Source organism: Saccharomonospora sp. CUA-673 (assembly GCF_001942305.1).
In the GTDB taxonomy this organism is placed as follows: domain Bacteria; phylum Actinomycetota; class Actinomycetes; order Mycobacteriales; family Pseudonocardiaceae; genus Prauserella.
Genome location: NZ_MKKE01000022.1, coordinates 70,692 through 85,230 on the forward strand (window position 1 = coordinate 70,692; position 14,539 = coordinate 85,230).

General features: G+C 72.8%; 10 protein-coding genes and 2 pseudogenes. 4 read left to right on the forward strand and 8 right to left on the reverse strand.

The annotated features are described in order from the left end of the window. Positions 1 to 77 precede the first annotated feature (77 nt). The 3 genes from BJF85_RS11565 to BJF85_RS11575 are packed head-to-tail and all read right to left on the reverse strand — an operon-like array spanning position 78 to position 2,932. Positions 78 to 1,409 carry an NAD(P)(+) transhydrogenase (Re/Si-specific) subunit beta gene (locus BJF85_RS11565; protein WP_369822152.1) on the reverse strand — a complete coding sequence of 444 codons (1,332 nt, stop codon included), beginning with the start codon at positions 1,407 to 1,409 and terminating at the stop codon, positions 78 to 80. A 56-nt stretch (positions 1,410 to 1,465) separates the two neighbouring features. Next, entirely contained in the window at positions 1,466 to 1,804 is a 339-nt protein-coding gene (locus BJF85_RS11570) for an NAD(P) transhydrogenase subunit alpha (protein WP_075847265.1), read from the reverse strand. Next, positions 1,805 to 2,932 (reverse strand): NAD(P) transhydrogenase subunit alpha, encoded by a 1,128-nt coding sequence (locus tag BJF85_RS11575; RefSeq protein WP_075847267.1) that lies wholly within the window; start codon positions 2,930 to 2,932, stop codon positions 1,805 to 1,807. Positions 2,933 to 3,077: 145 nt separating this feature from the next. Here BJF85_RS11575 and BJF85_RS11580 point away from each other — a divergent pair, with 145 nt between their 5' ends. Continuing rightward, positions 3,078 to 3,494: a secondary thiamine-phosphate synthase enzyme YjbQ gene (locus tag BJF85_RS11580; RefSeq protein ID WP_075847269.1), complete on the forward strand. Its 417-nt coding sequence runs from the start codon at positions 3,078 to 3,080 to the stop codon at positions 3,492 to 3,494. A 1,260-nt stretch (positions 3,495 to 4,754) separates the two neighbouring features. On the opposite strand, the gene BJF85_RS11590 is transcribed toward BJF85_RS11580, so the two are convergent. Both BJF85_RS11590 and BJF85_RS11595 read right to left on the reverse strand, forming a co-directional pair. Next, positions 4,755 to 5,816, reverse strand: coding sequence for a hypothetical protein (locus BJF85_RS11590; RefSeq protein ID WP_075847273.1), 1,062 nt, complete (start codon positions 5,814 to 5,816; stop codon positions 4,755 to 4,757). Positions 5,817 to 5,832: 16 nt separating this feature from the next. Next, a complete protein-coding gene (locus tag BJF85_RS11595; RefSeq protein WP_075847275.1) occupies positions 5,833 to 7,581 on the reverse strand; it encodes a proline--tRNA ligase in 1,749 nt (582 codons plus the stop codon). 114 nt (positions 7,582 to 7,695) lie between these two features. Here BJF85_RS11595 and yaaA point away from each other — a divergent pair, with 114 nt between their 5' ends. After that, a complete protein-coding gene (gene yaaA / locus BJF85_RS11600; protein ID WP_075847277.1) occupies positions 7,696 to 8,436 on the forward strand; it encodes a peroxide stress protein YaaA in 741 nt (246 codons plus the stop codon). Positions 8,437 to 8,493: 57 nt separating this feature from the next. Here the strand turns inward: yaaA and BJF85_RS11605 are convergent, their stop codons facing one another. Beyond that, positions 8,494 to 9,645: an FAD-binding oxidoreductase gene (locus BJF85_RS11605; RefSeq protein ID WP_075847279.1), complete on the reverse strand. Its 1,152-nt coding sequence runs from the start codon at positions 9,643 to 9,645 to the stop codon at positions 8,494 to 8,496. Positions 9,646 to 9,932: 287 nt separating this feature from the next. Here BJF85_RS11605 and BJF85_RS11610 point away from each other — a divergent pair. Then, a pseudogene (locus tag BJF85_RS11610) lies at positions 9,933 to 11,350 on the forward strand (DEAD/DEAH box helicase). 74 nt (positions 11,351 to 11,424) lie between these two features. On the opposite strand, the gene BJF85_RS11615 reads toward BJF85_RS11610, so the two are convergent. Further along, positions 11,425 to 12,132 carry a PIG-L deacetylase family protein gene (locus BJF85_RS11615; protein WP_075847539.1) on the reverse strand — a complete coding sequence of 236 codons (708 nt, stop codon included), beginning with the start codon at positions 12,130 to 12,132 and terminating at the stop codon, positions 11,425 to 11,427. Positions 12,133 to 12,216: 84 nt separating this feature from the next. Here BJF85_RS11615 and BJF85_RS11620 point away from each other — a divergent pair. Continuing rightward, positions 12,217 to 13,394 (forward strand): annotated as a pseudogene (locus BJF85_RS11620) (aminotransferase class I/II-fold pyridoxal phosphate-dependent enzyme). Between the two features lie 33 nt (positions 13,395 to 13,427). Here the strand turns inward: BJF85_RS11620 and BJF85_RS11625 are convergent. Continuing rightward, positions 13,428 to 14,537 carry an alkaline phosphatase family protein gene (locus tag BJF85_RS11625; protein WP_139320586.1) on the reverse strand — a complete coding sequence of 370 codons (1,110 nt, stop codon included), beginning with the start codon at positions 14,535 to 14,537 and terminating at the stop codon, positions 13,428 to 13,430. Between the last annotated feature and the right edge of the window lie 2 nt (positions 14,538 to 14,539).

Below are 14,539 nucleotides of genomic sequence, written 5' to 3' on the forward strand. Positions count from 1 at the left end.
CTTGTGATCGGCGCACGGTCGACGACCTGGGGACGGCGGAGGGCGTTCGTGGCAGGCAACACCGTCGCCGCGGCGGCCTACAGCACCTTGAGTTCCTCGACGATGCCGGCGACGGATTCCTTGGCGTCGCCGAAGAGCATGGCGGTCTTGGGGTCGGTGAACAGGGCGTTGTCGATGCCGGCGAAGCCGGACCCCATGGAGCGTTTCAGCACGATCACCGAGCGGCTGGACGTGACGTGCAGGATCGGCATGCCGTAGATCGGCGACGCCGGGTCGGTCTGCGCCGCGGGGTTGGTGACGTCGTTGGCCCCGATCACGAGGGACACGTCGACCTGGGGGAAGGCCGAGTTGCTCTCGTCCATCTCCTTGAGCGCCCCGTAGGGCACGTCGGCCTCGGCGAGCAGCACGTTCATGTGCCCGGGCATGCGCCCGGCGACCGGGTGCACGGCGTAGGCGACGTCGATGCCCTTGGCCTCCAGCAGGTCGGCCATCTCCCGCACGGCGTGCTGCGCCTGCGCGACGGCCATGCCGTAGCCCGGCACGACCATCACCCTGCCCGCGTAGGCGAGTTGGATCGCGGCGTCGGCGGCGCTCGTGCTGCGCACGGGGCGGTCGCCCGCACCACCGGCGCCGGGCGCGCCGGCCGCGGCGTCGCCGCCGAATCCGCCCGCGACGATCGCCGGGATCGACCTGTTCATCGCCTGCGCCATGAGATTCGTCAGGATCGAACCGGATGCGCCGACGATCATGCCGCCGACGATCAGCGCCGTGTTGTCGAGCGCCAGGCCCATCGCGGCGGCCGACAGCCCGGTCAGCGCGTTGAGCAGGGAGATCACGACGGGCATGTCGGCGCCGCCGATCGGCAGCACCACCATGACGCCGACGAGTGCGGCCGCCACGAGCACGACGACGATCAGCCATTCGGAGCGCATCCCCGAGGCGATGAGCACGGCGCAGGTGACGGCGGCGAGCAGTACGGCCAGGTTCAACGGCTGTTGCAGCCTGCCGACCGTGATGGGTTTGCCGGGCAGGATCTCCTGCAGTTTGCCGAACGCGACGTTCGAGCCCCAGAACGACACCGAACCGACGATCGCGGCGAACAACGACGCGATCGCGACGTACCGCGGTTCGCCCTCGTAGCCGTCGGTCACGCGGAACTCGACCCACGCGATGAGGGCGACGGCACCGCCGCCGACGCCGTTGAACAACGCCACCATCTGCGGCATCGCGGTCATCTTCACCCGACGCGCCGCGGGCACGCCGATCACCGCGCCGATACCGATGCCGAGCGCGATGAGCAGCCAGTTGCCCATACCGGGCAGCAGCAGCGTCGCCACGACCGCGATCGCCATGCCGGTCGCGGCGATCCAGTTGCCGCGGACGGCCGTGCGCGGGCCGGTCATGCCCATGAGGCCGTAGATGAACAGGGCGAACGCGACGATGTAGAGGACGGAGACGAGCGTGTTCACCGGCCGCCCTCCCCGCTCTGCTCGCTCTGCCCGTCGGAACGGCCCTCTGCGCGCTCCACGGGCTTGCGTTTGAACATGCCGAGCATGCGGTCGGTGACGAGGAACCCGCCGACGACGTTGATCATGCCGAAGGCGATGGCGACGACGAGCAGGATCTTGTTCAGCACCCCGTCGACGCCGTGGCCCAGCACGATGAGACCGCCCAGCAGCACGATGCCGTGGATGGCGTTGGTGCCGGACATCAGCGGCGTGTGCAGGGTGTTGGGCACCTTGGAGATCACGGTGTAGCCGACGAATCCGGCGAGCACCAGGATCGCGAGGCTCTCGATGGGCATCTACTCCTCCTCTCCCGGCAGGCCGGCGACGCAGGCGCCGGCGACGATCTCGTCGGCCGGGTCGATCGCGGGCCGGCCGTCGGTGTCGGTGAGCAGTTCGATCAGTTCGACGAGGTTGCGGGCGTACAACTCGCTGGCGTGCAACGGCATCTCGGCGGGCAGGTTCAGCGGGGAGCAGATGGTGACGGCGCCGACGACGACGTCCTCGCCGGGTTCGGTGAGTTCGCAGTTGCCGCCGGTGGCACCGGCGAGGTCGACGACGACGCTGCCGGGCCGCATGCCGCGCACCGCCTCGGCCGTCACGAGCGTCGGCGCCGTGCGTCCCGGCACGAGCGCCGTGGTGATGACGACATCGAATCCGCTGATCGCCTCGGTGAGCCTGCGTTGTTGTTCGGCGCGTTCGTCCTCGGTGAGTTCGCGGGCGTACCCGCCCTCGCCGACCGCCTCGATGCCCAGGTCGAGCCACTGCGCGCCGACCGAACGCACCTGTTCGGCGACGTCGGGCCGCACGTCGTAGCCGGTCGGTTGGGCGCCGAGCCGTTTCACCGTGGCCAGTGCCTGCAACCCGGCGACGCCCGCGCCGAGCACGAGGACCTTCGCCGGTGGCACGGTGCCGGCCGCGGTGGTGAGCATCGGGAAGAACCGTGGGCTCCGCTGCGCGGCCAGCAGCGCGGCGCGATAGCCGGAGACGTTGGCCTGCGACGAGAGGCCATCCATCGCCTGCGCCCGCGAGATCCGCGGGATCGCCTCGACGGCGAACGCGGTGATGCCGGCCGCCTGCAGCGTCTCGATGCGCTGCGGTGCGCCGAGCGGGTCGAGGAATCCGATGAGGACGGTGCCGCGCGGCAGGCGCGCGATGTCCTCATCGGACGGCGGGGTCACGGTCAGGACGAGATCGCACTCGGCCGCGGTCGCCGCGAGCTCGGCCCCTGCGGCGGTGTAGAGCTCGTCGGGCAGGCCCGCGCGCTGCCCGGCGCCGGGTTCGACGACGACCCGCAGCCCGCGCGTGACGAGCCGTTCCACGAGCTTCGGCACGAGCGCGACGCGCCGCTCGTCCGGCGCGGTCTCGGCGACGACACCGACCGACAGCGCCGGCGCCGCGTCTCCTGCCACGGACTCGGCTGCCATGGACGTCCTCCTCGTCGAGGAACCTGTCGATCACCATCATGGACCATCCTGTAACGGAGATCACCTCTTGTGCCCGCGGGCGCGATGGCGTAGAGGACGGTGCCGACGTGCGGTGGGGCAGGCTCGGGCTCCGTACGCTGGAGGCATGCATTCCACCGAGATCGAGATCCGGACCGGCGACCGTGCCGTGGTGCACGATCTGACGCGGGACGCGGAGCGGTTCCTCGCCGACGCGCCGAACGGCGGCGGGGACGGTCTGCTGCACGTGTGGGTGCCGCACGCGACCGCGGGACTGGCCGTGCTCGAGACGGGAGCCGGCAGCGACGACGACCTGCTCGCCGCGCTCGAGGACCTGCTCCCCCGAGACAGCCGGTGGCGGCACCGGCACGGCAGCCCCGGGCACGGCCGCGATCACGTGCTACCCGCGTTGATCCCGCCCTACGCGACCGTCCCCGTGCTGGACGGCCGGCTCGCGCTCGGCACGTGGCAGTCGATCTGTCTCGTCGACACCAACGTCGACAACCCGGTGCGCCGCGTCCGGTTCAGCCTCCTGCCCGGCTGATCCGACCGGCACGTCGCGCCGGCGGAGTCGGCCGACTCTGCGGCGTCGGCAGAGTCGGCGGCCCGTGGCCACAGCAGGCCGATGAGCCCGACGACGAGCATCCCGCCGAGGACCCACAGCGCGGTGCTGACGTGCGCGGTGTCGGGCGTGCCGACGATCAGACTGCGCAGTCCCTCGGTGGAGAACCGGAACGGCGTCCACGACCACAGCAACGTGCGGTAGGCCGAGTCGAGCATCTCCGGCACCTGGGCCGCGACCGACGGCGCGAGCAGGTACAGCGGTCCGAGCACCGCCATCGCCGGAATGCCCAGCCAGCGCAACAACATCCCCTGCACCGAGGCGAACGCCGTGGCCGTCAGGGCCAGGAAGCCCACCACCGACCAGTCGAGCACCAGCGACGAGTCCCAGAGCGCGAGGAACCCGACGAGCACGCCGGTCACGAGCGTCCCGGTCAGCACCAGGTGCACCAGGCGCGCGCCCACGCCGACCCGCAGCACGCCGCGGCGGACCTGCACCGCCAGCGCCGCCGAGCCGACCAGCCCGCCGATCCAGGCCAGCGCACTGATGCCGAGTGGGGCGACCCTGCCCGTGGTCCCCGTCGGGTGGATCGTCTCCGAGGCCACCTGCGGCGGCGCCATGCCGGGCTGCGCCCCGGCCTCCCCTGCCTGCTCCCCGCCGGCCTGCGCCCCGGCCTGCTGCGCCATGGCCGCCGCCACCTGTCCGCCTGCCGCGGTCAGCGCCTGCTCCGCCACCTGGGTGCCGGTCGGGTTGACGGCCCCGGACGTCACGACCGTCACCGACGGCCCCTCGGGACCCATGCCGAGTTCGAGCACGCCGTAGACGTCCTGATCCTCGAGCATCGCCCGGCCTGCGGCCTGCTCCGCGACGTGCCAGTCGAGCATGTCCCCGCCCGCGCCCGCGACGCGCTCGGCCACGGCCGCCAGCTGCGGCGGAGCCTGCTCCGGCGTCGTCACCGCCACCGGCACCGCCTGCGGCCCGGCGGTCGTCTGCGCGCCGAAGGTCAGGAAACCCAGCACGATCGCGACCAGCGCTCCGACCACCGCCGTGCCCGCGACGATCGCCTGCTGCCGTCCTCGAGTACCCATCAACCCCACCACCCTTATTCTTCGCCTGTTGAATTTTGAGGATACGCGCACGACAGGGTGGAATGTCAACGGGTGTTGAAATCCGGTTCGACGACTCGGTCCAGGATCGGTAATCGCTACGAACTCAGGGCACAGACACCCTGGTCAGGCACGCTCAGGACAGGTGGCGGAGGCTGCGCAGCATCTGGTCGAGTTGCTCGTCGGTCAGCCGGGCGGCGTCGCCGTACACGACGAGCGCCCCCATCTCCGTCTCCCCGGCCTCGCCGACGACGGCGACCGCGACCCGGGACCGATCCGGCACGCACGGACCGCTCGCCTCCGGCTGCACGTCGGCGACCGCGAGGGTCATCGAGCGGTCGGAACCGAAGCTGTCGGCCCCTCGGCCGCTGATGTCCACGTGCGGTGCCGTCCCGTTGTCTCCGTAGGCCCGGCCCGCGATGTCGTCCACCAGCGCGGTGGCGACGTCGTCCGTCGAGTCCTGGACCGCGGCGGCCACCTCGAAACTCGTCACGCCCGCCCCGTTCGTGTGGACGCCGTCGCAGCGTTGCCCGGCGAACGCGCTCGTGCTCAGCGCCCGGCCCTCGTCCTCGCCGGACGGGGACCAGCCGTGCACGCGCGTGGGCGCCGGCTCCCAGTCGGGCGGCACGTCGTAGGCGTACACACCCTCGGTCTGGACCACCGGCTGCCAGCCGTCCACCACCGGTTCGACGTCGGGCGCCGGTGTGGACTCGGTGTTCGGGGCCGACTCGGTGTCCGGGGTCGCCGTCACGTCCGGCCCGCCGGCAGAGTCTGCGGTGTCTGCGGTGTCGTCGTCGCCGCTGTAGCCCACCAGACCGGCGACGAACCCGCCGAGTACCGCCAGCACGACGAAGCAACCGGCCGCGACCGGACGAGCCGCCTTGCCCTGCGTGTCTGCCGTGGGCGCCGACGACGGCTGCTGCGGATACGCGGGATACGACTGCCCGGGCGGCTGCCAACCGGCCTGGTGTTGCGGCGACGGCTGCTGCCCCGGGTACTGCTGTCCCGGGTACTGAGGCGTGGGGTGTTGCGGCGCCGGCTGCTGTGCCGGCTCGGGCTGGACCGGCGTGGCCGGCCGGTAGGCGTCGTTCGGGTCGGCGGGTTCGTACCCACCGACGCCGTCGAGCGCGGCGTTGTCGCGGTAGCCGAACTCCTCGGCCCGCGCGTCCCCGCGTCGTCGCCGGCCGAACCCGAACATCCCCCTGGCCCGTCCGTCAGCCGCGGACGAGGCCGGTCACGTGGTCGACGACCTCGTCCGCCGGGACCTCGCTGCGCTCCCCCGTCGCGCGGTCCTTGACCTCGATGACGCCGGAGGCCAGGCCCTTGCCGACCACGACGATCGTGGGCACGCCGACCAGCTCGGCGTCGGCGAACTTCACACCCGGCGAGGCCTTGCGGTCGTCGAACAGCACCGACAGTCCGCGCTGCGACAGTTCCTCGGCGATCCGCTCGCCGCCTGCGAACACGGTGTCGTCCTTGCCGGCCACGACGAGGTGGACGTCGGCCGGCGCCACGGCACGCGGCCACACCAGGCCGAGCTCGTCGTGGTGCTGTTCGGCGATCGCCGCGACGAGGCGCGACACGCCGATGCCGTACGAGCCCATCGTGATCCGCACGGGCTTGGAGTCGGGGCCGAGTGCGTCCAGCTCGAACGCGTCGGCGTACTTGCGGCCCAACTGGAAGATGTGGCCGATCTCGATGCCGCGGGCGGCCACGAGCGTGCCCGACCCGTCGGGCGCCTCGTCGCCCTCGCGGACCTCGGCGGCCTCGATGGTGCCGTCGGGCGTGAAGTCGCGGCCGCAGACGAGGTCGACGACGTGGTGGTCGGCCTTGTCGGCACCGGTGACCCACGCCGTGCCGGTGACGATCCGCGGGTCGACGAGGTAGCGGACGCCGTTGGCCTGCAGCGCGCCCGGTCCGATGTAGCCCTTCACCAGGAACGGGTTCGCCGTGAAGTCCGACTCCTCGAGCAGGGCGACCTCGGCGGGCTCGAGGGAGGCCTCGAGGCGCTTCATGTCGACCTCGCGGTCGCCGGGCACGCCGACGGCCAGGAGCGTCCACTCCTTCTGGCCCGGGGTGCGCGTCTTGACGAGCACGTTCTTGAGCGTGTCGGCGGCGGTGAACTGCCGGCCCATGCCCGCGCCGTTGAGGAAGTCCACCAGCGACTCGATCGTCGGGGTGTCGGGCGTGTGGTGCACCTGCGCCTCGGCCAGGCCCTCGAGCGGGAGCGACGGCGGCACGGGCGTCACGACGGCCTCGACGTTGGCGGCGAAGTCCGACCCGGTGCTGCGCACGTAGGTGTCCTCACCGGACTCGGCCACCGCGAGGAACTCCTCCGAGGCCGAACCGCCCATCGCGCCCGACGTCGCGGCCACCACGACGTAGTCGAGGCCGAGCCGGTCGAAGATCTTGATGTAGGCCGCGCGGTGCTTCTGGTACGACGTCTCGAGACCGGCGTCGTCGAGGTCGAACGAGTACGAGTCCTTCATGACGAACTCGCGTCCGCGCAGCACGCCCGCGCGGGGGCGCGCCTCGTCCCGGTACTTGGTCTGCACCTGGTACAGGATCACCGGGTAGTCCTTGTACGAGCTGTACTCGCCCTTCACGGTGAGCGTGAACAGCTCCTCGTGCGTCGGGCCGAGCAGGTAGTCGGCGCCCTTGCGGTCCTTGAGCCGGAACAGGGTGTCGCCGTACTCGCTCCAGCGGCCGGTGGCCTCGTAGGGCTCCTTCGGCAGCAACGCGGGGAACTGGATCTCCTGCGCGCCGATGGCGTCCATCTCCTCGCGCACGACCCGCTCGATGTTGCGCAGCACGCGCAGGCCGAGCGGCAACCAGGAGTAGCCGCCCGGGGCGGCTCGGCGGACGTATCCCGCGCGCACCAGCAGACGATGGCTGGGCACCTCGGCGTCCGCCGGATCCTCACGCAGCGTGCGCAGGAACAGCGACGACATCCTGGTGATCACTTCTGGCTCCTCGTCGAGAGGGAAAAGAACTATGGACGAAGGGTAGTCGGCGGCCGCTCAGCTGCTCCAACCGGTTAACGGCCGGCGCGCGGAGCGCCGGTAGGCTCGGTCGGCGTGCTCGTCCTGTTGCCACCCTCCGAGACCAAGGCCCCCGGCGGTTCCGGCGCACCGCTCGACCTGGACGCCCTGTCGCTGCCCGAGCTGAACCCCGTGCGCCGCAAACTGGCCGACGCTCTGGTCGAACTCGCCGCCGACGTGCCCGCGAGCCTGGCCGCGCTCGGCCTGTCGGAGCGGCAGGCCGGTGAGGTCGACCGCAACGCGGCACTGTGGACCGCACCCACGATGCCGGCGCTGCAGCGCTACACGGGCGTGCTCTACGACGCCCTCGGCGCCGGTTCGTTCACCACCGCCGAGGCCGACCGGGCCGGTGCGCGGCTCGCCGTCGCGTCGGCGCTGTTCGGCGTCGTGCGGGCGGGCGACCCGATCCCCGCCTACCGGCTCTCCGGCGGCAGTTCCCTGCCCGGCCTGGGAACGCTGCGTTCGGTGTGGCGTCCGGTGCTCGAACCGGCGCTGGACACCGACGAGCTCGTCGTCGACCTGAGGTCCGGCGCGTACGCGACGCTGGCGCGCATTCCCGGCGCCGTCACGGTGCGCGTCGTCACCGAGGACGCCTCCGGCAAGCGCAAGACCGTGAGCCACCACAACAAGGCCTACAAGGGCAGGCTCGCCGCGGTGCTGGCGACCCAACGCAGCGAGCTATCCACTGTGGACCAGTTGCGCACGGTGGCCGAACGCGCCGGCATGACGATGGAGCAGGCGAGCGACACCGAGCTCGTCCTCGTCACCGATCACTGAACCGGGGCGTCGAACCGGGGAACTACGACGACCCCGCCGAGCTACGACCCCGCCGAGCTACGACGCCGGGGCGAACCGGTCGGCGCGCAGTTCGGCCGGGATCTCGTCCGGCGTCTCGCCGAGCGCGATCGCGGCGGCGAGACTCGCCGCGTACGGCCCGATCGTCAGCCCGCCCGCACCGAACCCGGTCAGCACCGTGACCTCGGGATGTCCGGGCAGCGTGCCGATCGCGGGCCTGCCGTCGGCGACCACGGGGCGGAAGCCGACCCTGGTCTCGAGCAACGTCGCCTGCGCCAGTCCGGGTGCGACGGCCAGCGCCTCGGCCAGGACCTCGCGTTGCCCGTCGACGGTCACGCGGTGGTCGAATCCCGAGCCCGTCTCGCGCGTCGCACCGGCCACGACCCGGGAATCGGGGAACGCCAACATGTAGTGCCCCGAACCGATCCGGGACAGGACGGGCCATGTGGCGGTGTCGGCGGGCCCGGTGTCACCGGCGGCGCGGTGGTCGAGGCCTTCGAGGCCGAAGTGGCTGATCTGGCCGCGTTGCGGCTCGATCGGCAGTCCCGCGCCGAGGGGTGCGAGCAGTTCGCCCGTCCAGGCGCCGGCGGCGAGGACCACACCGTCGGTCTCGATGCGCTCGCCACCGACGCGTACCCCGGCGACGTGTCCGCGCCGGACGTCGAGTTCGGCCCGGCCCTCGCGGATCCGCGCGCCCCGCGCCGCGGCCCCGGTGAGGAACGCCTCCCGCAGCCGCCGGCCGTCGACCCGGCCACCGCCCGCGATGTGCACGGCGCCGAACTCGGATGCCAGCAGCGGCATCCGCTCCCGGGCCCGCGCCGGATCGAGCAGCGTCACCTCGCCCATGTCCGGCCAGCGGCGGGCGCGCTCGACGGCGCGCGCGTGGAACTCCCGCAGCGCGCCGTCGTCGGCCGAGACGACCAGACCGCCCACGACGGCGAACGACGTCTCCCCCGCCTCCTCGGCCAGCTCTCCGACGAACCGCCGGTAGTAGGCCGCGCCGGCGGCATGGAAAGCCAGTTCGTCCCCTTCGAGCGTGCGCGAGCTCCACGGCGAGACGATTCCCGCGCCCGCCGCCGTCGCACGCCCGGCCGCCTCGGCGTCGACGACGAGCACCTCCGCGCCCCGCCCCGCGAGTTCCCACGCCGCGGCCGCCCCCGCGATGCCCGATCCGATGATCACGATCCGCATGGCTCGTCACTCTGCCGCATCCGGCCCGGCGTTCCGACACGGTGGCGGCGACCTGCGGGAAGAGCAGCCGGCCCGGTCGGGTACCCTTGGCTGGTGCGCCGCGAGCCGGAAGGCTCCTTCAGGCGGCGATCAGGCTCCATCCATCCGTTTCCACCATGTGGCGCGCCGATTCGACCGCGCGCCGGGTTCGTCCCTGTGAACGCCCAGTGCACGTCGTGTGCGACTTCCCGGGCCTCCTTGCGACGTGCCACGTCCGAGAGGCCCATGTGAGCACCGACCTGTCCAGCATGTCCACGACCACGACCCCCACCGACTCCACCCCGTTCGCCGACCTGAACCTGCCCCGGCCGCTCGTGCGCGCCCTGGCACAGGAAGGCAAGTCCGACGCCTTCGCCATCCAGGCGGCCACGCTGCCCGACGCGCTCGCCGGCCGCGACGTCCTCGGCAGGGCGCAGACCGGCTCGGGCAAGACGCTCGCGTTCGGCCTCGCGCTCCTGTCGCGGCTCGACGGCGGCAAGGCCCGCCCGAAGCGCCCGCGCGCGCTCGTGCTCGTGCCGACGCGCGAACTGGCGATGCAGGTCGCCGAGGTGCTGATGCCGCTGTCGAAGGCGCTCGGCCTGTGGTGCCGCACCGCCGTCGGCGGCATGGCCTTCACCCGCCAGGCCGACGCCCTCTCCCGCGGTGTCGACCTGCTCATCGCGACGCCGGGTCGGCTGTCTGACCACGTCCGCCAGGGCACCTGCGCGCTCGACGAGGTCGAGTTCGTCGCCCTCGACGAGGCCGACCAGATGGCCGACATGGGCTTCCTGCCGCAGGTCCGCGAGATCCTCGACCTCACCCCGCGCGACGGGCAGCGGCTGCTGTTCTCCGCCACGCTCGACGGTGACGTCTCCAAGCTCGTGCAGCGCTACCTGCACAACCCGGTGACGCACTCGGTCGCGCCCGTGACCGCGTCGGTGAAGAACATGGACCACTACCTGCTGCAGCTCGCGCAGCCGGACAAGATGTCGGTCATCACCGAGATCGCGCCCGCGAGGGCAGGACGATCATGTTCGTGCGCACCAAGCACCACGTCGACCGGCTCGCCACGAAGCTGCGCTCCCAGGGTGTGCCCGCGGGCGCGCTGCACGGTGGGAAGACGCAGGGGCAGCGCAACCGCGTCCTGGCCGACTTCAAGGAAGGCCGCACCACGGTGCTGGTGGCCACGGACGTCGCCGCGCGCGGCATCCACGTCGACGACGTCAGCCTCGTGCTGCACGTCGACCCGCCCGCCGACCACAAGGACTACCTGCACCGCGCGGGCCGCACCGCGCGGGCGGGCGCGTCCGGCACGGTCGTCACGCTGATCACGCGTGACCAGCGCCGGCAGACGCTGCGACTCACCGACAAGGCGGGCGTCAAGCCGAAGTCGCTGGTCGTGGCTCCGGGCGACGACGAGCTGGCCCGCATCACCGGTGCGCGGCAGCCGAGCGGCATCCCGCTCGTCGACAAGCAGCCCAAGCAGGACCGGCAGCGTCCGGGCCGTTCCCCGCGCGGTGGTCGTCCCGGCGACAACCCCCGTGGCGGTCAGGGCGGACCGCGCGGTCAGGGCGGCGGTCGACGCGACGGTGGCCGCGGTCGGGACGCCGGTGGCCGTGGCGGCCAGCCCGGCGGCCGTCCCCAGGGCGGCGGCCGCGGCAAGCCCCGCCGACGCATCGACGCCTGACCCACACTCGAAGCCCCCGAGGGCCCTTTGGTCGCGCTCAACGCGACTATGGGGCCTCGGGGGCTTTTCCGTGTCTACATGGGGATGAGTTCGAAGTCGCAGGCGAGGCCGCCGCCGAAACGGGCACCGGTCTGGGCGGCGAACTCGCGCAGGAAGCTCGGGTCGGACATCGGGCCGTCGCCGAGGCCTTCGAGGTAGGCGCGGTGTGCGCGCAGCGAGTCCATCGCCAGGTCGATCGTGTCGGTGATGTCCACGGCGTGCGTGGCCTGCGGTGAGGCGGACACGGCGACCCAGCGCACGCCGCCCCACGGTTCGAGACCCTCGTCGAGCAGGTCGCGGAACACCCACCGGTTCGCGGCGTCGCGCACGGCGTCCAGGGTCGCGAGGCCGACGTTGCGGTGATCGGCCATGTTCAGCCACGGCCCACCCGGCCACGTCTCCCGGTGGTTGGTCATGAGCACGAGCTCGGGCCGGTGCCTGCGGATCGCCGCGGCGATGTCCCGGCGCAGCGGCAGTCCGTACTCGATGACCCCGTCGGCGTGGTCGAGGAACTCGACCGTGTCGACGCCGACCACGCGCGCGGCCTCGATCTGCTCGCGTTCGCGCACGACTGCCGCCTCCTCGGGCGCCATCCCGTCGATGCCGGCCTCCCCGCGGGTCGCGAGAGTGTAGACCACCTGCTTGCCCTCACGGGTCCATCGGGCGACCGCGCCGGAGCCGCCGTACTCGAGGTCGTCCGGATGTGCCACCACCGCCAGTGCGCGTTGCCAGTCCTCCGGCATCGCCTCGAACCGTCCGGTGAGTTCTCCTGCCTCGGCCACCCCTCGCTCCTCTCCGGTCATCCCCGTGGTGCGAGACTGCCAGCTGTGAACGCACCCGGTCCAGCTCTGCCACCCGACGAGGTCTTCGACTGGCTCGAGGCCGAGGCGACCGCCCGCGGCGACGCCGGGCTCAGCCCCCGGCCGCGACAGCGCGCGGCGGGTCCCGCGCCGGGCCGGATCGATCTGGCCGGCGACGACTATCTCGGCCTGGCCCAGGACAAACGGGTCGCGGGGGCGACCGCGGCCGCGGCGCTGAAGTGGGGCGCGGGAGCGGCCGGTTCGCGCCTGCTCGGCGGGTCCCTCGAACTGCACACCGAGCTGGAGCACGAGCTCGCCCGGTTCGTCGGCGCGCAGGCCGCGGCGGTGTTCCCGTCGGCCTACACCGCGAATCTGGCCGCGGTGACCGCCCTGTCGGGTACGGAATCGGCGATCGTCAGCGACAAGTCGGTCCAGCCCTCGCTCGTCGACGGCTGCCGCCTGTCGCGCGGCGACATCGCCGCCGTCACCCACCTCGACGTGGACGCGGTCGCTACGCCCTGTCGACGCGGCGCAAGACGCGCGCCCTCGTGGTCACCGAGTCGGTGTTCGGCGTCGACGGCGACGCGGCCGAGCTGGCCGGTCTCGTCGAGACGTGCCGGTCGCACGGCGCGGCGCTGCTCGTCGACGACGCCCACGGCTTCGGTGTGGTCGGCGACGGCGGCCGCGGCGCGGTCCACGACGCGGGGCTCTCGTCCGCGCCGGACGTCGTCACCACCGTGAGCCTCGCCGGCGCGCTCGGCACGCAGGGCGGGGCCGTGGTGGGACCGCGCAGGGCGATCCGGCACATCGTCGACGTCGCCCGCGCCTACGGTTACGACTCGGCCCTCGCGCCGGGCAACGCAGCCGCCGCCCTCGCCGCGCTCGGCGCGTTGCGCGAGGAGCCCGAGCTGCCGGGCAAGGCCGTCGCCACCGCACTGTCGCTCGCGCAGGGCCTGCGCGCCGCGGGGTTGCGGACGAGCATGCCGGCGGCTGCGATCGTGTCGCTGCCGGCGCCCAGTGCCCAGGCCGCCGCCACGTGGGCGGACGCGTGCGCCGAGCACGGCGTGCACGTCGGCCGGGTCTGCCCGCCGATCGCCGCGGCCTCCGACGGCGTCACGCGCCTGCGCCTGGCCGCCCGCGCCACCCTCGGCGAGTCCGATGTGGACACCGCCGTCAAGGTGATCGCGGAGACCTCACCGCAGTAACCCGCCCGCTCGCCCGGCTGAGGTCGCCCCGGCTCAGGTGGTATGCGCGACCGCCAACGGGACGAACCGTTCGGCGCTCGTGAACGATCCGTGCTGGCCGACCAACGCCGTCTCCCGCGGTTCCGCCGACGCGCGCACGAGGCCGACCGTCCCGCGCGCCGCGGCGACGACATCGCCGATGCGCGGACGCACCCGGTCGTCCACCCGCGGTCCGAACCAGCCGTCGGCGATCGCCTCGTCGCGACCGGCGACCCAGGCCCGCTCGCCGAGCACCTCCCGCCATGCGGCGAGCACGTCGCGCTCGGCGCCCGGCTCGGTGTAGACGTGCCGCGCCCGCACCTCCCCGCCGAAGGCCCGGACCCCGGCGCTCAGCTCAGGTGCGGTGTCCAGGTCGAGGGTCTCGGAGATCCGCACCATGCCGTGGTCGGCAACGACGGCCAGCACCGCCTCGTCGGGCAGTCCATCCACAAGCGACTCGACGAGCCGGTCGACCTGGCGCAGTTGCAGCCGCCACGGTTCGGACCCCGGCCCGTACAGATGGCCGGCCAGGTCGAGATCGGCGTGGTAGCCGTAGACGAACGCCCGCGGCGCCCGCAGGCCGTCGAGCACCCCCGCCGCGAGATCGCCCAGCGCGTGCACCCCGACGTATCGGCCGCCGCGCAACGCCGCGCGCGTCAACGCCGAGCCGTCGAACTGCGCCGACGACACCACGCGCGTGGTCACCCCCGCCGCGGCGGCCCGTTCGAACGTCGTCGCCCGCGGCTGGACGTCCTCGGCGGCCAGCGTCTCCGACAGATCCTCGCCGTCGGGATGACTGCACCATCGCAGGGCGTTGACCACACCGGTGCCGGGGATCTCGAAGCTGTAGCCCGCCATCCCGTGCTCGCCCGACTCGACGCCGGTGCCGACGGCGGCCAGGCCCGCGGCGGTCGTCGCCGGATACCCCACCGACAGGCGCCGGGCCGACAGCGAACCCAGCACGGGCGCACAGTCGGCGTGCTCGCGGAGCAGGTCCCAGCCGAGCCCGTCGATCAACAACAGGCAGGCCCTCCTCGCCTCGGGCAGGTCCAGCGTCGGCGTGCACCCCGGTACGTCCAAGGCCGCCAGCATCGTCGGGGCGACCTGGCACAGGTGCGGATCCATGT

What these genes read in the sequence shown, in the direction of transcription:
- BJF85_RS11575 (WP_075847267.1), bottom strand. Translation starts at nt 2,932, where the DNA reads ATGGCAGCCGAGTCCGTGGCAGGAGACGCGGCGCCGGCGCTGTCGGTC.
- BJF85_RS11580 (WP_075847269.1), top strand. Translation starts at nt 3,078, where the DNA reads ATGCATTCCACCGAGATCGAGATCCGGACCGGCGACCGTGCCGTGGTG.
- BJF85_RS11615 (WP_075847539.1), bottom strand. Translation starts at nt 12,132, where the DNA reads ATGCCGGAGGACTGGCAACGCGCACTGGCGGTGGTGGCACATCCGGAC.
- BJF85_RS11565 (WP_369822152.1), bottom strand. Translation starts at nt 1,409, where the DNA reads ATGGGCATGACCGGCCCGCGCACGGCCGTCCGCGGCAACTGGATCGCC.
- BJF85_RS11605 (WP_075847279.1), bottom strand. Translation starts at nt 9,645, where the DNA reads ATGCGGATCGTGATCATCGGATCGGGCATCGCGGGGGCGGCCGCGGCG.
- BJF85_RS11625 (WP_139320586.1), bottom strand. Translation starts at nt 14,537, where the DNA reads ATGGATCCGCACCTGTGCCAGGTCGCCCCGACGATGCTGGCGGCCTTG.
- BJF85_RS11590 (WP_075847273.1), bottom strand. Translation starts at nt 5,816, where the DNA reads ATGTTCGGGTTCGGCCGGCGACGACGCGGGGACGCGCGGGCCGAGGAG.
- BJF85_RS11570 (WP_075847265.1), bottom strand. Translation starts at nt 1,804, where the DNA reads ATGCCCATCGAGAGCCTCGCGATCCTGGTGCTCGCCGGATTCGTCGGC.